Annotated in this window: 2 protein-coding genes; both read right to left on the reverse strand. The window is 72.1% G+C overall.

Annotation, left to right across the window (positions count from 1 at the left end):
- Positions 1-70: 70 nt before the first annotated feature.
- Positions 71-10,798, reverse strand: coding sequence for a type I polyketide synthase (locus tag ACIQD6_RS31810; RefSeq protein WP_401889252.1), 10,728 nt, complete (start codon positions 10,796-10,798; stop codon positions 71-73).
- A gap of 52 nt (positions 10,799-10,850) precedes the next feature.
- The gene (locus tag ACIQD6_RS31815; protein ID WP_401889255.1) at positions 10,851-21,917 is read right to left on the reverse strand and encodes a type I polyketide synthase; all 11,067 of its coding nucleotides are present in this window, start codon (positions 21,915-21,917) and stop codon (positions 10,851-10,853) included.
- Positions 21,918-21,942 lie beyond the last annotated feature (25 nt).

Raw genomic sequence — 21,942 nt, forward strand, 5'->3', positions numbered from 1 at the left:
TCATGCCACAGGGCCCCGGCGTGAGCCGGGGCCCTGTGGCGTTCCGTCCGTGCGGCTCCCCCGCCCGGACTCAGCCGGCCTTCGGTCGCGGAATGTCGCGCAACCAGGCGTCGACGGCCTCCGCGGTCGCGGCGGCGCCGGACTGCATCATGGAGAAGTGGTTGCCCGGAACCTCCCGCGTGGTGTTCGGCAGCGGCCAGCTCAGGCGCCACTCGTCGCCCGCTACGGTGTCCGTCACCGGCTCGTCCGCGCGGACGAACAGGGTCGGCGTGTGCACCGGTTCGGGCTTCCAGCCGTCGAACAGCCGCAGATAGGCGCCCATCGCGGTGAGCCGGGCGCTGTCGAGCCGCCCGACCGTGGATTCGTGGTCGAACATCATGTCGCTCAGCGCGTCCTGCACCTGGGTGAAGGCGGAGCTGCCCGGCAGATAGGTGTCGATCAGTACGGTGCCCACCGGCGGCACGCCCCGGGCCTCAAGACGGCTCGTCACCGCGTGCGCCAGCCAGCCACCGGCCGAGTGGCCGACGAGGGCGAACGCACGGCCCTCGGCACACCGCAGCGCGAGGTCGGCGAGCAGATCAACGAGGGCGTCCACATCCGCAGGCACCGGCTCGTCGGCCGTGAACCCGGGCACCGGCACGAACCACGCGTCGCGTCGCTGCTGGAGGGCCGTGCCGAAACGGGCGTACTGGTAGACGCTGGACAGCGCGGTGATCGTGGACAGGCAGACCAGCACGGGTTCGTCGGAACCGCGTGCCAGGCGGACCGGCCGGGGCGGGGTGGCCAGGGCCGCCGGGTCGGTGAAGTGCTCCCGGAGCCGGGACGCCGCGGCGAGCAGGTCCATCGCCTCGTGCGCCTTCCCCTGCCGACAGGCCGCCCGGTACAGCGCCTCGATGCTGTCCGGCGCGGCACTCTCCACAGCGGCCTCGGGTGCCGCGTCCACCGGGGCGGGGCCCGGCTCGGAGGCCAGTTCCGCGTCCAGGTACGCCGCAAGGACGAGCGGGGTCGCGTGGTCGAAGACCAGGGTCGCGGGCAGCCGCAGCTCGGTCGACGACTGCACCCGGTTGCGCAGCTCGACGGCGGTGAGCGAGTCGAAGCCGAGCTCGGTGAACAGCCCGTCGGACGGGACCTGATCGGCGTCCGCGTGGCCGAGCACGGCGGCCGTGGCGGCGCGGACCAGGCGCAGCAGTGCCCGCCCGCGCTCCTGCGGCGTCAGACCCGCGAGTTCCCGCCGCACCGTCGCCTCCGGCTCCTGCTCCGCCGGACCGCTCGGGGCCGTCCGGCCGGGCGTACCCACCAGGCTGCGGAGCAGCGGCGGGATCGTCGCGTCGGCACCCCGGGCGCGCAGGGTCGCCAGGTCCACCCGCGCGCCGAGTACGGTCGCCTCACCCGTGGCCAGCGCGGCGTCCAGCAGCGCGAGGCCGCCCTCGGTGTCCAGCGGGGCCAGACCCGCGCGGGTCATCCGGCGCAGGTCCGCCTCGGACAGATGGGCGGTCATGCCGGTGCGCTGTCCCCACAGGCCCCATGCGATGGAGAGCGCGGGCAGTCCGGCGGCGTGACGGTGCCGGGCCAGGCCGTCCAACAGGGCGTTCGCGGCAGCGTAGTTGCCCTGGCCCGGGCTGCCGAGGACGGCGGCTGCCGAGGAGAACAGGACGAAGGCCGCCAGCGGGCGCTCGCGGGTCAGCTCGTGCAGGTGGATCGCCCCGTCGGCCTTCGACCGCAGCACGCGGCCCAGTTGTTCCGGTGTCATCGAGGTGAGAACGGCGTCGTCAAGAACTCCGGCGGCGTGGATCACGGCGCTCAGTGGCCGATCCGCCGGGATGCCGTCCAGTACGGCGCGCAGCGCGTCCCGGTCGGCGCTGTCGCACGCCGCGAAGGTGGCCTCGCAGCCCAGGGTGGCAAGGTCGGCGCGCAGTCCGGAAGCGCCTGCTGCCGTTTCGCCGCTGCGGCTGATCAACAGCAGGTGTCTCACGCCGTGTTCGGCGGCGAGGTGCCGGGCCACGTGTGCGCCGAGGGTTCCGGTGCCCCCGGTGACGAGAACGGTTCCGGTGAGTGGCGCGGGTGCCCCGGCCGGTGCGGGCAGGCGGACGAGCGAGGGTTCGAGAACCGCTCCTGCGCGTAGCACGAGTTGGGGCGCACCGCTCGCGACGGCCTCGACGACCGCCCGCGGCAGTACGTCACCGTCCAGGTCGAGCAAGGTGAATCGGCCGGGGTGCTCGGCCTGCGCCGAGCGCAGGAGCCCCCCCGCGGCGGCGGCGACCGGATCGAGGGCGTTCGCACCCCGGGTGGTCACCACCAGGCGGGTGCCCCTCCAGCGTGTTTCGCCCAACCAGTCGCGCATCAGCATGAGATGACGTTCGGTCAGTTCGTGTACGTCGCCCACGATGTCCGTGCTCCCGGGCCGTACGGGCTCCGGGGCCAGCAGCACGACATCCGGCATCGGGGCACCGGAGGCGGCGGCGCTCAGCAGGGCGGGCAGGTCGGCGTACGTCGCCGCGTCGGCTCCTCCGGCGGACAGCAACGTACGCAGTTCCCCGGCTTCGGCGCCCACGACGGCCCAGGTGCCTGCCTCGTGCGGAACCTGTGTCCGTCGGCTGGTCGTCTCCCGCCAGTCCAGCCGGAACAGTCCACTTCCGGAGAGACGCATCCCTCGGGTCGAGACCGGCCGGAACTCCAGCGAGCGGGCGGACAGTACCGGGGTGCCGGTCTCGTCCGTGGCCGTGACGGAGACACCGCCGTTCGCGGTCGGCGCCAGCCGCACCCGCAGGGCGCTCGCGCCGACGCGGTGCAGGCTCAGATCCGTCCAGGCGAAGGGCAGCCGGACGCCCTCCGCGGCGTCACCGGCCGGTTCCTTTCCGCCGAAGCCACCGGAGCCACCGGAGCCGTCCGGGCCGCCGGAACCGTCCGGGCCGCCAGGGCCGGTCGCGGCCAGGCCGACTGCCTGGATGCCCGCGTCGAGCAGGGCCGGATGCAGGGCGAACCGCGCTGCCTCCTCGGCGAGTTGATCCGGCAGCCGCACCTCGGCGAAGATCTCGTCGCCGAGGCGCCAGACCGCGCGGACTCCACGGAACGCGGGCCCGTAGCCGTAGCCGAGGCCGGCCAGCCGGTCATAGCCGTCAGTGATGTCGACGGCGGTCGCGCCGGCCGGCGGCCAGGCTGCCGTCTCCGCTCCGGTGACCGCAAGGGCGGTGGGCTCGATGGGCTCGGTGGCGGTGAGGGTGCCGGTTGCGTGGCAGGTCCAGCCGGAGCCGTCCGTACCGTTGCCCGCGCCTTCGCCCGTCCGGGAGTGCACGCGGAACGCGCGCCGTCCCGTGAGGTCGGGCGGGCCGACCCTGACCTGAATCTGCGGTTCCGTGCCCTCGGGGAGAAACAGCGGAGCCTGGAGCGTGAGTTCCTCCACGACGGGGTGGCCGCAGCGTTCACCGGCCCGGAGCGCGAGGTCCACGAAGGCGGTCCCGGGCAGCAACACCACGCCGGAGACCTGGTGGTCCGTCAGCCAGAGCAGTGCCGGGACGCGGACCCTGCCGGTGAGCACCAGTTCGTCGGTGTCGGCGAGCGCGACCTCCGCGCCGAGCAGCGGATGGTCCGCCGGTGCCACCCCCGCCGCCGCGACGTCTCCCGTCACGGGCGACGCGGCGTGGACCCAGTACCGCTGCCGCTGGAACGCGTACGTCGGCAGCTCCACCGGCCGCGGCCGGTGGCCGGTGAAGGCGGCCCGCCAGTCGACCCGTACGCCGCGGACATGAGCCTCGCCGAGCGAGGTGAGGAACCGGTCGAGGCCGCCGTCGTCGCGGCGGAGCGTGCCCACCGCGAACGCGTCGACGCCGGCCTGCTCGGCGGTGTCGAGCACCCCTGCGGTGAGAACCGGGTGCGGGCTCATCTCGGCGAAGGCTCGGTGCCCCTGGCCGAGCAGGTCGCCGACCGCGTCGTCGAGGCGGACCGTATGACGCAGGTTCCGGTACCAGTAGCCGGCGTCCAGGGTGGAGGTGTCGACGCGCTCGCCGGTCACCGTCGAGAGGAACGGCACGGTCGCCGCGCGCGGCGACAGGCCGTCCAGCCGGGCGAGCAGCGGTGTGCGCAGCGCCTCCACGTACCGCGAGTGCGAGGCGTAATCGACGGGGACGCGCCGCACTCGTATCCCCTCGGCGGCACACTCCTTCTCCATCAGTACGAGACCCGGGAGCGGCCCGGACACCACGACCGAGCGCGGTCCGTTGACGGCGGCGATCTCCAACGCGCCGTCTCCTTGCGCCAGTCGGCCCGCCACCCAGAAGACCGGCGCGGCGACCGAGGTCATGCCGCCGCCGTCCTGGAGGCCCGCCAGCATCTGGCTGCGCAGTGCGACGACGCGGGCCGCGTCGTCCAGGGACAGGGCCCCCGCCACGTACGCGGCGGCGATCTCGCCCTGGCTGTGGCCGACCACGGCGGCCGGGCGGACGCCGTGCGCGCGCCACAGTTCGGCCAGCGACACCATCATCGCGAAGAGCGCGGGCTGCACCACGTCCACCCGGTCCAGCTGGGGCGCACCTGCGGCGCCCCGAAGCACGTCCGGCAGGGACCAGTCCAGGTGCGGTGCCAGCGCCTCGGCGCACGCCTCGATGCTGTCGCGGAACACCTGCGAGGTCTCCAGCAGCCGTACGGCCATGCCGTCCCACTGCGAGCCCTGGCCCGGGAAGACGAACACCGGGCGCTCGCCCGCGTCGGCCCGGCCGCGGACCACGTACGAGGACTGGTCCCCCGCGGCCAGAGCGTCCAGGCCGGCGAGCAGCTCGTCGCGCCCGTCGCCCCGGACGGCCGCGCGGTGCGCGAACACCGAGCGCGTGGTCGCCAGCGCGTGGCCGACGTCCACCGGGCCGGGGCCGGGTGCGGCCCGCAGGCGGCGGCGCAGCCGGTCGGCCTGGTCGCGCAGCCCCGCTTCGGACTTCGCGGAGAGAAGCCACGGCGGTACGACGGACGCCGTGTGGTGGTCAGTTGCCGGCTCGCCTGTGCCGTCGTCAGTTGCCGGCTCGTCGGCGACCGGGGGCCCGGCCGCAGGGGCCTCTTCCAGGATGACGTGGGCGTTCGTGCCGCTCATCCCGAACGACGAAACGCCGGCCCGGCGCGGGCGGTCGGAGCGCTTCCACGGCAGCGGAGCGGTGAGCAGCCGCAACGTGCCGTCGGACCAGTCCACGTGCGTGGACGGCTCATCGGCGTGCAGGGTACGGGGCAGTGACTCCCGGTCCAGCGCCATCACCATCTTGATCACACCCGCCACTCCGGCGGCGGCCTGGGTGTGGCCGATGTTGGACTTCAGCGAGCCGAGCCACAGCGGGAGGTCGGCGGGGCGGTCCTTGCCGTAGGCGGCCTGGAGTGCCTGCGCCTCGATCGGGTCGCCGAGTGTGGTGCCGGTGCCGTGCGCCTCGACGGCGTCGACATCCGTCGCGCCGAGCCCCGCGTTGCGCAGCGCCTGCCGTATCACCCGCTGCTGCGCGGGGCCGTTCGGGGCGGTGAGGCCGTTGCTGGCGCCGTCCTGGTTGATCGCGGAGCCGCGCAGCACCGCCAGCACCCGGTGCCCGTGGCGCCGGGCGTCGGAGAGCCGTTCCAGCACCAGCATGCCGACGCCCTCGGCCATGCCCATGCCGTCGGCGTGGGCGGAGAACGCCTTGCACCGCCCGTCTGCGGCGAGGCCGCGCTGCCGGGCGAAGGTGAGCAGCGAGCCGGGTGTCGTCATCACCGTGACGCCGCCGGCCAGTGCCATCGAGCACTCGCCCTGCCGCAGCGCCTGCGCGGCCCAGTGCATCGCCACCAGGGAGGACGAGCAGGCGGTGTCGACCGAGACGGCCGGGCCCTCAAGACCGAGGGCGTAGGCGACCCGGCCGGAGGCCACGCTTGCCGCGTTGCCGGTGCCGAGGTAGCCCTCCAGGCCGTCGTCGCCGGACATCAGCAGTGAGGCGTAATCCTGTCCGTTGGTGCCGACGAAGACACCGGTCTCGCTGCCACGCATTGCCTCGGGGGCTATGCCGGCCTGTTCGAACGCCTCCCAGGAGGTCTCCAGGAGCAACCGCTGCTGGGGGTCCATGGCGGTCGCCTCGCGTGGGCTGATCTCGAAGAATCCCGCGTCGAACCCGGCGACGTCATGCAGGAATCCGCCACTGCGCGCGTACACCGTCCCGGCCCGGTCCGGGTCCTCGTCGTAGAGACCGGACACGTCCCAACCCCGGTCGTCGGGGAACGGTGTGACGGCGTCGACGCCCCCGGCGACCACCTGCCACAGGTCCTCGGGCGACGCGACGCGGCCGGGGAACCGGCAGCTCATCCCGACGATGGCGATGGGTTCGTCGGTGACCGCCCGCCCCGGGGGCGGGACGGCCCTGTCGTCGTCGGCCGCCACCGTGCCGGGAGTCATCTCCTGGCGCAGCAGGCGGGTCACCGCCGCCGGGCTGGGGTGGTCGAAGATCAGCGTGGCGGGGAGTCGTACACCGGTCGCCGCCGAAAGCCGGTTGCGCAGTTCGACGGCGGTCACCGAGTCCATGCCCAGCTCCCGGAAGGCCCTGGCCTCGCCGATGTCGTCCGGCCCCGCGTAGCCCAGCACGGCGGCGGTGGTGGCCCGGACCTCCGTCAGTACGATCCTGTCGTGGTCTGCCGGTGCGGCGTCGGCCAGGGCCCGCGCCAGCTTGGAGGTGTGCGCAGTGCCCGGGTTCCGGGCGGCGTCGGCCTCGGCCTCCGCTTCCAGGACGCGACGCGCTTCCGGGAGGTCGCCGATGAGCGGCCGGGGCCCTGCGGCGGTGAACGTCGGGACGAATCGCTCCCAGTCCACGCGGGCCAGTACGACGGCCGGTTCGGCCAGGGCCAGCAGGCCGGGCAGCGCGGCGAGGGCCACGCCGGAGTCGGTGACCGGCACCCCTTGCCCGCGCAGCAGGTCGGCCAGTTCGGGCTCGGCCTCCCAGGGGCTGACGGCGACGGAGGTGACCGGGCGGCCGACCGCGCGTTCCCGTTCGGCCAGGGCGTCGAGGTGTGCGCCGGCGGCGGCGAACGCGCCGTGCGCACCTCCGCCCCAGACGCCCGCGACCGAGGAGAGCAGCACCAGTCGCGCGTCCGGATGGTCCGTACGCAGCACCTCGGCCAGCGCTTCGGCGCCCGCGCAGCGCTCCCTCATGACACGGGTGGCATGTGCGGGGTCGCTCCGCAGGACCGGGGCCAGCTCGATGGCGCCCGCGGCATGCACCACGGCGGTCAACGGCGCTTCCCCGGTGGCCTCTTGAAGAAGTGTGCGAAGCCCATCCGGGTCGGTGACATCGCCCGTCACGGCGACGGTCGGCGTACCCGCCTCGGTCAGTTCGGCGCACAGCTCCGAGGTGTCGTCACCGACCAGCACCAGGCGGTCGGCGCCACGGGAGGCCACCCAGCGGGCCAGGTGGCGGCCGGGCCCCTCGGTACCGCCGGTGACCACCACCGTTCCGGCGGCCGGCCACGCCGGTCGCGGGGCGCCCGGCTCGTCGGTCACGGGCAGCAGCCGACGGCCGAAGGCACCCTCGGCGCGGACGGCCACCTGGTCCTCGTCGCCGTCGCGCACGAGCCGGGCCGCTGCGCGGGCCACCACGTCGGCGGCGGCGTCGACGGGCAGGTCGATCAGGCCGCCCCAGCGGTCCGGGTGCTCCAGCGCGAAGCAGCGGCTCCATCCCCACAGTTCCGCCTGCAGGCAGTCCGCGACGGCATCGCCTCCGCCCACGCCGACGGCGCCCGAGGTCAGTTGCCACAGCCGTGCCCGCCAGGGCATGGATGCCACGGCCCGCAGGAGGCCCACTGCGGCCTCCCCGCGCAGCAGCGAGACCACCCCGGTCGGTTGATCCTGCGCGGGAGGTTCACCCAACAGCCTTGTCAGCCCGTCCGGTTCGGCCATTCCCGAGGGCACTGTGACCACACGCGCCGAGCCGCCTTCGCCCGCCAGAGCCGCGGCGAGCACGGCGACCTCGGCAGTGCGATCCCCGCCTTCCTCATGGACCAGCAGCCAATCGGCGTTCCGGGGCGGCCCGGCACGCTCCGGTTCCGGCAGCGGCTTCCAGCCGATCCGGTACCGGCCGACGGCAGTCTGCCGAGTGCTCGCCGAAGGGGTGAGCCAGTAGTGCCGGCGCTGGAAGGCGTACGTGGGCAACGCCACCGGCTCCACGGCGGGCAACAGCCCCCGCCAGACCACCGGCAGACCAGCGGTCCAGGCAGCACCCAGACTGCTCAGCAGCTGAGCCACCTCAGGCCGGTCGCGACGCAGCGTATGCAGCACCGGGCTGTCACCGACCGTCTGCTCCATCGCCAACGACAACACCGGATGCGGACCGATCTCCACGAACACCTGCGGACCCGCACCCTCCAACCGGCGCACCACATCCGCGAACAACACCGGCTCCCGCACGTTCCGGTACCAGTACCCCGCGTCCAGCCCTCCCTCGGCAACCGGCTCACCAGTCACCGTCGACACCAACTCCGGCCCCGAGCCACCCCGGTCAACCACCCCGGCCAACTCCGCACGCAGCCGCTCCTCCACCACCTCCACCTGCGCATGATGGGACGCGTAATCCACCTCGATACGACGCGCACGTACCCCCTGCTCCTCCAACCGCGCACACAGCGCGGCGATCTCCTCGGGTGGGCCGCTCACCACAATCTGCCCCGGCGCGTTCACCGCCGCCACCGACACCGAAGACGGCAGACAAGCCTCCGCCTCCCCCGGATCCAACGCGACCGACGCCATCGCCCCACGCCCGGCCAACTCCCGCAGCGCCCGCGAACGCAGCGCCACAACCCGGGCGCCGTCCTCCACACTCAACCGACCCGCGACCACCGCAGCCGCGATCTCACCCTGCGAATGCCCCACCACAGCATCGGGCTCAACCCCCGCCGCACGCCACACCCCCGCCAGCGAAACCATCACCGCCCACAACACCGGCTGCACCACATCCACCCGGCCCAACCAGTCCCGCTCCCCGCCCGTCAGAACCTCACGCAACGACCAGTCCACAAACGGATCCAGAGCCCGCTCACACACAGCCATTTGCTCAGCGAACACCGGCCAGGAGAGCAGGAGTTCACGACCCATCCCGACCCACTGACCACCCTGACCAGGGAAGACGAACACCACACCGGAACCAGCACTCGCCGGCAGTGGCTGCCCATCGACAGCCAGCCCATCCAGACCTGCCAGCAACTCGCCCGGATCCCCGCCGACCACCACGGCCCGCTGCTCCAAGGCGGCCCGGCCGGCCAACCCCACAGCCACACCCGCCAGCCACTGGCCATCGGCCTCACCCACAGCCCGCCGAGCCCGCACGAAATCCGCGAGCCGGGCGGCCTGGCCGCGAATGCCCCCGTCCCCGCGCCCCGACAGCACCCACGGCACCGGACCCGACACATCCACCGGCACAACGGCCTCCGGCGGCACAGCCGGCGGCTCCTCCAGGATCACGTGCGCGTTCGTACCACTCATCCCGAACGAGGACACACCCGCCCGCCGCGGACGACCACCAGCCGCCCACGGCACCGGCTCCGTCAGCAGACGCACCCCACCCGCAGACCAGTCCACATGCGGCGACGGCTCATCCACATGCAACGTCACCGGCAACCGCCCATGCCGCAACGCCATCACCATCTTGATCACACCAGCCACACCCGCGGCCGCCTGCGTATGACCGATGTTCGACTTCACTGACCCCAACCACAACGGGCTCTCCTGCGAACGGCCTTGACCGTACGTCTCCAGCAGGGCATGCGCCTCGATGGGGTCACCGAGTGTGGTGCCGGTACCGTGCGCTTCCACCACGTCCACCTGTGCGGCGGCGACCTTGGCGTTGCGCAGCGCCTGCCGGATCACCCGTTGCTGCGAAGGGCCGTTCGGTGCCGTCAGACCGTTCGACGCGCCGTCCTGGTTCACCGCGGAGCCCCGCAGCACGCCGAGCACCCGGTGACCGCTCGCGAGGGCGTCGGACAACCGCTCCAGGAGGAGCAGCCCGACGCCTTCACCCCAGCCGGTGCCGTTCGCCGCCGCCGCGAACGGCTTGCACAGCCCGTCCGGGGACAGGCCGCGCTGTCTGCTGAACTCCACGAACGTGCCCGGGCTGGACATGACGGTGGCGCCGCCGGCCACGGCGAGATCGCTCTCGCCGGACCGCAGGGCCTGCGTGGCCAGGTGCATGGCGACCAGCGACGACGAGCACGCGGTGTCGATCGTGACCGCCGGGCCCTCCAGGCCGAGTGTGTACGCGATGCGCCCGGATGCGACGGCCGCCGCACTGCCCGTCAGCAGGTACCCCTCCACCCCTGACGGTGCCTCGGCCAGAGTGATCCCGTAGCCGGAGGTGGAGGTGCCGACGTACGTACCTACCGGTCGCCCGGCCACCGAGGTCGGGTCGATTCCCGCCGCCTCGAACACCTCCCAGGACAGTTCGAGCAGCAGCCGCTGCTGCGGGTCCATCGCCAGCGCCTCACGCGGACTGATCCCGAAGAACTCCGCGTCGAAGCCGCCCGCGTCGGCGAGGAACCCGCCCGCGCGGGCGTACGAGGTGCCGGTCTGCTCGGGGTCCGGATCGTAGAGGCCGTCCACGTCCCAGCCGCGGTCGCGGGGGAACGGGGTGATCGCGTCCCGTTCCCCCGCGACCAGCTCCCACAGGTCGTCGGGGGACTCCACCCCGCCGGGAAACCGGCAGCTCATCCCGATGATGGCGATCGGCTCGGCTTCGGCGGAGCGGGCCTCCTCCAACCGCCTGCGGGTCTGCCGCAGGTCCGCCGTGACCTTGTTCAGGTAGTCCCGCAGCTTCTGGTTGTCTGACATCCGGACCTAACTCCTTGCGTGCGGCAGGCGGGCGGGCAGGCGCAAGCGCACGTCACTGCCTGCCGAGTTCTTCATCGATCAGGGCGAACATCTCGTCGTCGGTGGCGGCGGCCAGATCTTCCTCGGTGGCGGCCGGATCTTCGTCGGCCTCCTCGGTGACCGGCCCTCCCTTGGTCCTGTCCCGCCAGGTCCAGAGGATCTCCTCCAGGCGGACGGTGATCGCGTCGCGCAGGTCACCGGAGTCCGGGGCCTGCGTCAGCGCGGCCTCCAGGCGGGCGAGATCGGCGATGATCGGGGGCTCCCCCGTGCCGTCGTCCGGCCGGAGGAGTTCCCACAGGTGGTCGGCGAGCGCGGTGGGCGTGGGGAAGTCGAACACCGCGGTGGCGCGCAGCGTCGCCCCGGTCGTGGCGCCGAGCCGGTTGCGTACGTCGACGCCGGTGAGCGAGTCGAACCCCAGGTCCTTGAACGGCTTCCGGGCACCGATGGCGTCCAGGGAATCGTGCCCGAGGGCGGCCGCGGACTGCTCCCTCACCAGGGTCAGCAGCATCCGCCGCTGCTCCTCCGCCGACAGCTCACGGAGTCGTTCGGCCAGCGGTACGGACGGTGCGCCGGCCCCGCCGCCGCGTGCGGCGGTACGCGCCGGGCCGGAGGGTCCGCCCAGATGGGCCAGCAGCGGATGGGTGTGCCGGTGCCCCGGTGTGAGCAGCACCGGTACGGCGTGCGCACGCCCGCACCGGTCGCGCGCCTCGTCAAGGAGACGCAGCCCGTGCTCGTCGCCGAGCGGCACCATCCCGGACCGGGCCACCCGGGCCAGGTCGGCGTCGGTGAGGTGACCGCTGATGGCGCTGCGCCGGGCCCACAGTCCCCAGGACAGCGACTGTGCCGCAAGCCCCTGCGCCCTGCGGTGCTCGGCCAGGGCGTCCAGGAAGGTGTTCGCCGCCGCGTAGTTGGCCTGGCCCGGGGATCCGAGCACACCGGAGGCGGACGAGAACAGGGTGAACATCGCCAGGTCCGCGTCCCGGGTCAGCTCGTGCAGATGCCAGGCCGCGTCGGCCTTGGCGGCCATGACCCGCTCGACGCGGTCGGGCGTCAGCGAACCGATGACCCCGTCGTCGGCGATGCCCGCCGCATGTACGACACCGGTGAGCGGGTGGTCCGCACCGACCTGCGCAAGGACGTCCACGGTCTCGTCACGGCGCGCGAGATCGGCTGACACGATGCGGATATCGACGCCGAACCGCCGCAGGCGCTCGGCGAGTTCACCGGCCCCCGTCGCCCGCGGGCCGCGCCGGCCGACGAGCAGCAAGTGCCGCACTCCGTGCGTGGTGACCAAGTGCTCGGCGACCAGCGCACCCAGCGCTCCGGTGCCGCCGGTGATCAGGACGGTGCCGTCCGGGTCGAGCGGCGCGGGTACGTTGAGGACGACCTTGCCGGTGTGCCGGGCCATCCGTACGTGCCCGAACGCGGCCGGGGCCCTGCGTACGTCCCACGAGGTCAGCGGGAGAAGCCGCAGGGCGCCGTCCCGGAACATCGTGAGCAGTTCCCTCAGCATCGTGCCGATCCGGGCGGGTTCCGGTTCGGAGAGGTCGAAGGTGCGGTACCGGACCCCGGACGGCAGCGAGGCGGCCTCCCGGACATCCGTCTTGCCCATCTCGATGAACCGCCCGCCACCCGGCAGCAGTTCGAGCGAGGCATCCACGAACTCGCCCGCCAGCGAGTTCAGCACCACATCGACCCCGCCACCACCGGTCACGCCGAGGAACGCCCCACGGAAACCGAGATCACGCGAAGAAGCGATGTGATCCTCCGCCAGCCCGAGCCCCCGCAAAACCCCCCACTTGGAGGGATGCGCCGTCGCGAAGACCTCCGCACCGAGGTGCCGAGCAAGTTGGACCGCCGCCATACCCACGCCGCCCGCACCCGCATGGATCAGCACCCGCTCACCCGCACGAAGACCGGCGAGATCCCCGAGGGCGTACCGGGCGGTCAGGAAGACGATGGGTACGGAGGCCGCCTCCTGGAACGTCCAACCCTCGGGCATGTGGACGGCCATACGGGCGTCCACAATCGTGGTATCGGCGAACGAGTCGGGCATCAGCCCCATCACCCGGTCCCCGACCGCCATCCCCGCGACGCCCGGGCCGACCTCGGTGACCACGCCCGCACCCTCGCCGCCGATCGATGCGGCGCCGGGGTACATGCCGAGCGCGATGAGCACGTCCCGGAAGTTGAGCCCGGCCGCGCGCACCGCAACCCGGACCAGGCCATCGCCGAGCGGTTCGCCGGTGGCCGACGGCTGCGGCGCCAGGGCCAGGTCCGCCGACGTCCCGCCAGAACTCGCCGTCAGGCGCCACGGGCCCTGGGCGGGCGCGATCAGGTCGCCACCGTCACCGACCGCTTCCAGGCGCGGCATCGACAGCGTTCCGCTCCGCCGGACGAGCTGGGGCAGCGGGGCGGCGGAGACGGCGGACAGCAGGGCGGGCCACTCGTCGTCGTCCACCTCGGTGTCGACGTCCAGCAGAACCAGCCGGTCCGGGTGCTCCGACTGGGCCGAGCGCACCAGCCCCCAGACGCCCGCCGCGGACACGTCGGCGCCACGGTCGCTCTCGTCGGCCGCGACCGCGCCCCGGGTCAGGACGACCAGTCTCCGCCCGGCCATTTCGGGTGCGTCGAGGAAGGCTCGCACCTGGCTCAGCACCCAAACGGTCAGGGCACGCGCACGGTCCGGGACCGACCCCTCCTCGGGGGCGCGGCAGGGCAGTACCACCCAGTACGGCTCGGAGGTTCCGCCGCGCACCACCGCGGAGGCCGCCGCGATGTCGGGGACGGCGCACACGTGTCCGCCTGGCTGCGCGTCGGCCGGAGTCGCTCCCGGGATCCCTTCTGGGACCGGCGTCCAACGCAGGTGCAACACGTCCCCGTCGGACGCCCCGGGCTCGGCGAGATCAACATGGCTGACCGGCCGGAACACCAGCGAGTCGATGGACGCCACGGGGTTTCCGGCAGCGTCGACGGCCTCCAGTCCGACCCCGTCGCTCTCCTGTCGGCGCAGCCGCACACGCAGCGTCGAGGCACCGGTCCTGTGCACGCGCACGCCGGTGAACGCGAAGGGGAGTCCGCCTTCTCCGGCGCCCGAGGCGTCGGCTTCTCCGGCCCCTGAGGTGGCGGCCAAGGCGTGAAATGCGGCGTCCAGCAGGGCCGGGTGCAGTGCGAAGCCGGATGAGTCGTCGGGCAGCACGACCTCCGCGTAGACGTCCGCGCCGTCCTGCCAGACGTGCTTCAGCCCCTGGAAGACAGGGCCGTAGTCGAATCCGGCGTCCGACAGCCCTGCGTAGATGTCCTCCGCCGGGACCGGGGTTCCAGCAGGCGGCCAGGCCCAAGCCGTGTCGGGGGCATCGGGTGTCTCGGCGAGGACACCGGTGGCGTGCTGGATCCATTCACCGGCTTCGGTGTCAGGCCGGGAGTGGATGTCAACGGTCCGCTGTCCGTGTTCGTCGGGGGCGTCGACCACGACCTGGACCGTCACGCCAGGACCGTCCCCCGGCAGCACCAGCGGCGCCTGAAGGGTCAACTCCCGTACCTGACGGCACCCCAGCTGTCGCCCGGCGTGCGCCATGAAATCGACGAACGCCGTCCCCGGCAGCAGGACCACGCCGGTCACGGCATGATCGGCCAGCCAGGGTTGTGTGGACGCCGACAGCCGGCCCGTGAACACAGCGCCGCCGTCGGCGAGCGACACCTGTGCGCCCAGGAGACGATGGCCGGCCCCGGACAAGCCCACACCCGACAGCGAACCCGCGGACGCTCCGGCGAAGCCTCCGGCCCAGTAGCGGCGTCGCTGGAAGGCATATGTCGGGACCTCAACCGGCTGTCGGGTCCGGGGAACCCAGTGGGCCCAGTCCACTTCGACGCCGTGGACGTGCAGCCGGGCCAGGCCAGTGAGCAGGCTGGTGGCCTGGTCCCGGTCGCGCCGCATAAAGCTCGCGACAACCTCGCCCGCACGCTCTTCCATCACGGCGGAAAGCGCGGGCTGCGGACCGACCTCGGCCCAGATACGAGCCCCCAACTCCCTGGCCGTGTGCACCGCGTCGGCGAACCGTACGGGCTGCCGGGCATGCTCCACCCAGTACGCGGCGCTACCGAAATCGGCACCCGCCAACTCTCCCGTCACCGTCGAGACGACCGGAATCTGGGGTGCCGCGAACTCCACATCCGCCAGGGCAGCAGCGAACTCCTCCAGCATCGGGTCCATGAGCGGGGTGTGGAAGGCGTGGTCGACCGGAAGCCAGCGGGTGCGTACGCCGTCGGATTCCAACTGCTCCACCACACCGCGCACGGCATCCGGCTCACCGGCCAGCACCACCGACTCCGGCGCATTCACCGCAGCCACCCACACACCGGCAACTCCGCCAACCCGCTCCTCGATCTCCTCAGCAGAGGCAGCAACCGAGGCCATCACCCCGCCAGTCGTCCCTCCCATCAACCGGCCACGAACACACACCAACCGCACCGCATCAGACAGGCTCAGCACACCCGCGGCAACAGCCGCACTGACCTCACCGACCGAATGCCCCACCAGCACATCCGCACGTAGGCCGCTCTCAGCCAGGACCCGCCACAGTCCCACCTCCAGTGCCACCAACCCCACCTGAGCGAAGACAGTCCCCTCGATCAGATCACCACGACCACCCCCACCGAACAACACCGGACGCAACGGCTCCGGCAACAACTCATCCGCCACCGCACACACTTCATCCACCACACCGGCAAAAGCCTCAAACCGCTCATACAACTGCCCGCCCATACCAGCGAACTGGGAACCCTGACCGGTGAACAACACCGCCGTCTTCCCACCCACCGGCGAACCCATCACCAAACCGTCAACGGATACGCCCTCAGCCAGCGCATCCAGCCCCGCGACCAGATCAGCAACGCCCTCCCCCACAACGACCGCGCGGTCCTCCAGCAGCGCGCGGTTCATCAACGCCGCAGCCGCGCCCGCGACATCGACGTCCCCACGGCCCCGTACGAAGTCGGCCAACTGCGCCGCCTGACCACGCAGCCCCGCATCACCTCGGCCCGACACCACCCACGGCACCGGACCCGGCACCTCCACCGGCACCTCCGCCGACACCGCCAGGGGCTCGGCTGCAGGCGGCTCCTCCAGAATCACGTGCGCGTTGGTGCCGCTGACCCCGAACGAGGAGATGCCCGCCCGCCGCACCCGACCGCCCTCGGGCCACGGCACCGGCTCGGCCAGCAGATGCACCTCACCCGCAGACCAGTCGACATGCGGCGACGGCGCATCCACATGCAGCGACTCGGGCAACTGCCCGTGCCGCATCGCCATCACCATCTTGATCACACCCGCCACACCGGCAGCAGCCTGCGTATGACCGATGTTCGACTTCACCGAGCCGAGCCACAACGGCCGATCCTGCGAACGGCCTTGGCCGTACGTCGCAAGCAGCGCCTGCGCCTCGATCGGATCACCGAGTGTGGTGCCGGTGCCGTGCGCCTCCACCACATCCACATCACGAGTACCGAGACCCGCGTTCGCCAACGCCTGCTGGATCACCCGCTGTTGGGCGGGACCGTTCGGCGCCGTCAGGCCATTCGAGGCGCCGTCCTGGTTGACGGCCGAGCCCCGAAGCACCCCGAGCACCTGATGGCCGTTCCGACGAGCGTCCGACAGCCGCTCCAGCAGCAGTACGCCGACGCCCTCGCCCCAGCCCGTACCGTCCGCAGCAGCCGCGAACGGCTTGCAGCGGCCATCGGGGGCCAGACCGCGCTGACGGCTGAACTCCACGAAGGCGCCCGGCGTCGACATCACCGTCACGCCACCGGCCAGCGCCAACGAACACTCGCCCGCCCGCAGCGCCTGCGCCGCCAGGTGCATCGCCACCAACGACGACGAACACGCCGTATCCACCGTCACCGCCGGACCCTCAAGACCGAACACATACGCCAACCGCCCCGACACCACACTCGCCGCGTTCCCGGTCGCCAGATATCCCTCGGCTACGAGCCCGGCGTCACCCAGCAGGGAGACGTAGTCCTGGCCGTTCGTGCCGACGAAGACGCCGGTCGGGCTGGTGCGCAGCGACTCCGGAGCGATGTGCGCGCGCTCCAGCGCCTCCCAGGTCACCTCCAGCAGCAGCCGCTGCTGCGGGTCCATCGCCAGCGCCTCACGCGGACTGATCCCGAAGAACTCGGCGTCGAACTCGTCGGCGTCGTGCAGGAAGCTGCCGGTTGTGGCGTAGCTGGTTCCCGGGCGGTCCGGGTCCTCGTCGAACAGCGCCGACAGGTCCCAGCCCCGGTTCGTCGGGAACTCGGTGAGGGTGTCCTGGCCCGACGCGACAAGGCGCCACAGATCCTCCGGTGAACGCACCTCGCCCGGGAAACGGCAGCTCATCCCGACGATGGCGATCGGGTCGTCGTCCACCGGTGCGCCGGCCGGCGCGGGCAGCGCCGAGGCGGCGGCGGTGTGGCTGCCGAACAGCTCCTCCCGCAGATGCGCGGCGAGCACCCGTGGGGTGGGACGGTCGAACAGCAGGGAGGCCGGGAGGCCCAGACCGGTTGCGCCGCGCAAGCGGTCACGGAGTTCGACTGCCGTCAGCGAGTCGCAGCCGAGGTCGCGGAAGGCCCGGTCCTCGTGGATGTCCACCGCCTGGGCATGGCCGAGTACGTCGGCCGCCGCGGTGCGGATCACGTCGAGCAGTTCGTGGCGCTGTTCGGCCTCGTCGAGGAAGCGCAGTCGGCCGACCAGCGGGAAGTCGCCGTTGCTCGCCTCGTCGTCGGCCTGTTCCACGGCCTGCGCCTCGCGTGCCTCCGCGATCTCGTCGAACAAGTGACTGTCGCGGACCGTCAGATACGTCCGGGCGAAGCGGCTCCAGTCGACGTCTGCGACGGTGGCCGTGGTCTCGCCCCGGTCGAGGATCTGCCGGAGCGAGCTCAGCGCCCGTTCGACCGGCATCGTGGTGATGCCACGGCGGCCGAGCTGTACCGCAGCGTCCCCCTCCGCCATGCCGTCCCCGGCCCAAGCACCCCAGGCCACCGAGGTCGCGGTCAGCCCGCGGCCGCGGCGCTGGTGGGCCAGCGCATCGAGGAAGGCGTTCGCCGCCGCGTACGCGCCCTGGCCGCCGCTGCCCCAGATTCCCGCGATAGAGGAGAAGAGTACGAACGCGTCGAGGTCGGTCGGGCCGAAGAGGGCGTCGAGATGGAGCGCGCCGAGCACCTTCGCCGCCATGGTCCGCCGGAACTCCTCGGGCCGCACCTCCGACAGCGCACCCGTCCAGCCCAGACCGGCAGCGTGGACCACGACCCGGATTTCCGCACCGTCGGCCCGGACCTGGCGAACCACCTCGTGGAGCTGCTCGCGGTCCGCCACGTCGCAGGCGGCGACGGTGACTCGGGCTCCGGCATCGGTGAGTTCGTCGCGCAGCGCGGCGGCCTGCGGGGCGTCGGGGCCACGGCGTCCCAGCAGGACGACGTGCTCGATGCCCTGCCCCACCAGCCACCTCGCGACATGACCTCCCAGAGCACCGGTACCGCCCGTGATCAAGGCCGTGCCCCGGGGGCGCCAGTTCGTCGCGGTCCCGGCGCCGGCGCCCGCCCTGCGTACCCGGCGCGCGAGCACCCCGGCAGGACGGATCGCGACTTGGTCCTCGCGGTCGGTGCGGGTGACGACGCGGCAGACCTGGTCGTAGGTCTTCGCGTCCGGCACCGCCGGAAGGTCGATCAGGCCGCCCCACCGGCCCGGCTGTTCCAGGGCGGCCACCCGGCCCATGCCCCACACCAGCGCGGCAGCGGGGTCACCCGTCGGATCGTCGTCACCCGTGCTGACGGCGCCCCGGGTCACGCACCACACGGCGGCGTCGACACCGGCGTCGTCCAGGGCGCGGAGCAGGGTGACGGTGTCGGTCACCGTTCCGGACAGCCGGTCCGGGGAGGCTTCCGCGCCCGCGCCGTCCGCCACAGCGAGCAGGGAAAGAACCCTGGTCGGGGCAGGGACGTCGTCGCATGCCTCGGTCAGCCGACGCGACAACTCCTCCGGAGTGACGTCGACGGGGACGATGATCCGGACAGCCTGCCCGCCGGCCCTGCCGACCGCGGCCGCCAGTTCCGAGGCGTCGTCGCCGAGCCGGGTGAGTATGAGCCAGGTGCCGGTCAGGGTGGCGGGGGTGGCGGGCTCCGGTACGGCTTTCCAGGTGACCTGATAGCGCAGATCGGCGAGGGCCCGCCGCTCCTGGTAACCGCGGCGCCACGCCGTCAGAGCCGGAAGCACGGCACCGGGAGGGGTGCCCTCCCCCAGCCCCAGAGCTTCCAGATCGTTGCGTTCGACCGCCTCCCAGAACTCCACCGTACTGGGGTCGACGTTCGGCTCTGATATGGAGGAGACTGACGCCTCCAGCCAGTAACGGCGTCGCTGGAAGGCGTATGTCGGCACCTCCACCGGCTGTCGCGTCCGGGGAACCCAACGGTCCCAGTCCACTTCGACGCCGTGGACGTGCAGCCGGGCCAGACCGGTCAGCACACTGGTGACCTGGTCCCGGTCACGCCGCATAAAGCTCGCGACAACCTCGCCCGCACGCTCTTCCATCACGGCGGAAAGCGCGGGCTGCGGACCGACCTCGGCCCAGACGCGGGCCCCCAACTCCCGCGCCGTGTCCACTGCTTCAGAGAACCGCACCGGCTGCCGGGCATGCTCCACCCAGTACGCGGCGCTACCGAAATCAACACCAGCCAACTCCCCCGACACCGTCGAGACGATCGGAATCTGGGGTGCCGCGAACTCCACATCCGCCAGGGCAGCAGCGAACTCCTCCAGCATCGGGTCCATCAACGGAGTGTGGAAGGCGTGGCTCACCGGCAGCCACCGCGTCCGCACCCCCTCGGCTTCCAGCTTCTCGACCACACCACGCACCGCGTCCGGCTCACCGGCCAGCACCACCGACTCCGGCGCGTTCACCGCAGCCACCCACACACCGGCAACTCCGCCGACCCGCTCCTCGATCTCCTCAGCAGGGGCAGCGACCGAGGCCATCACCCCACCGGTCATCCCTCCCATCAACCGGCCACGAACACACACCAACCGCACCGCATCAGACAGACTCAGCACACCCGCGGCAACAGCCGCACTGACCTCACCAACCGAATGCCCCACCAGCACATCCGCCCGCACACCACACTCGACCAGGACCCGCCACAGTCCCACCTCCAGTGCCACCAACCCCACCTGAGCGAAGACAGTCCCCTCGATCAGATCACCACGACCACCCTCACCGAACAACACCGGACGCAACCCCTCCGGCAACAACTCATCCGCCACCGCACACACTTCATCCACCACACCGGCGAAAGCCTCAAACCGCTCGTACAGCTCAGCGCCCATACCAGCGAACTGGGAACCCTGACCGGTGAACAACACCGCCGTCTTCCCACCCACCGGCGAACCCGTCACCAGACCCTCGGCCGAAACGCCCTCAGCCAACGCATCCAGCCCCGCGACCAGATCAGCAACGCCCTCACCCACAACGACCGCGCGGTCCTCCAGCAGCGCGCGGTTCATCAACGCCGCAGCCGCGCCCCCCGCATCCACGTCTTCACGACCACGCACGAACTCGGCCAGTCGCGCAGCCTGCCCTCGCAGCCCCTCCTCCCCGCGCGCCGACACCACCCACGGCACCGGCCCCGGCACCTCCACCGGCGAGACAGCACCCGGCTCCTCGGCGGGCGCCTCCACCGCAGGGGGCTCCTCAAGGATCACGTGCGCATTCGTGCCGCTCACACCGAACGAGGACACCCCCGCCCGCCGTACCCGCCCGCCCGCCGGCCACAGCGCCGGCTCGGTCAGCAGGCGCACGCCACCCGTCTTCCAGTCCACGTGCGGCGACGGCGCATCCACATGCAGCGACTCGGGCAACTGCCCGTGCCGCATCGCCATCACCATCTTGATCACACCCGCCACACCCGCAGCCGCCTGCGTATGACCGATGTTCGACTTCACCGAGCCGAGCCACAACGGCCGCTCCTGCGACCGGTCTTGGCCGTACGTCGCAAGCAGCGCCTGCGCCTCGATCGGATCACCCAGCGTCGTACCGGTGCCGTGCGCCTCCACCACATCTACCTGGTCCGCGCCAAGACCGGCACTCGCCAATGCCTGCTGGATCACGCGCTGTTGGGCGGGGCCGTTCGGCGCCGTCAGGCCGTTCGACGCGCCGTCCTGGTTCACCGCCGATCCACGCACCACGGCCAACACCCGATGGCCATGGCGACGGGCATCCGACAGCCGCTCCAGCAGCAGCAGACCCACCCCCTCGCCCCAGCCGGTACCGTCCGCCGCAGCCGCGAACGGCTTGCACCGCCCGTCGGCTGCCATCCCGCGCTGACGGCTGAACTCCACGAAGGCGCCCGGCGTCGACATCACCGTCACGCCACCGGCCAGCGCCAACGAACACTCACCGGCCCGCAGCGCCTGCGCCGCCAAATGCATCGCCACCAGCGACGACGAACACGCCGTGTCCACCGTCACCGCCGGACCCTCAAGACCGAACACATACGCCAACCGCCCCGACACCACACTCCCTGTGGAGCTGGTCAGGAAGTAGCCGTCGGAGGCGTCCGCGTGGCTGCCGTAGCCCTGGAAGCCCGCGCCCACGAAGACGCCGGTGGAGCTGGACCGGAGGGCGGTGAGGTCCAGGCCCGCGCGTTCGAACAGCTCCCACGACGTCTCGAGAAGCAGTCGCTGCTGCGGGTCCATGCTCAGCGCCTCGCGCGGGCTGATCCCGAACAGCTCGGCGTCGAAGTCGGCTACGTCCTCGACGAAGCCGCCCTCGCGGGCGTACGTCTTGCCCGGCCGGCCGGGCACCGGGTCGTACAGCTCGTCGATCGCCCAGCCACGGTCCGGCGGAAACGCCGTGATGGCGTCCGTTCCGTTCGCCACCAGGTTCCACAGGTCCTCGGGGCTGCGCACCCCGCCCGGAAGCCGGCAGCTCATCCCCACGATGGCGATCGGCTCGTGCTCGCCCGACTCGTACCGCAGGAGTCGTTCCCGCGTCTGCTTCAGCTCACCGGTTACCCGCTTGAGGTATTCGAACAACTTGTCCTGGTCCGTCATCACACTCTCCATCGCCGGAATCGAA

It is taken from the genome of Streptomyces sp. NPDC088400, assembly GCF_044753355.1.
In the GTDB taxonomy this organism is placed as follows: domain Bacteria; phylum Actinomycetota; class Actinomycetes; order Streptomycetales; family Streptomycetaceae; genus Streptomyces.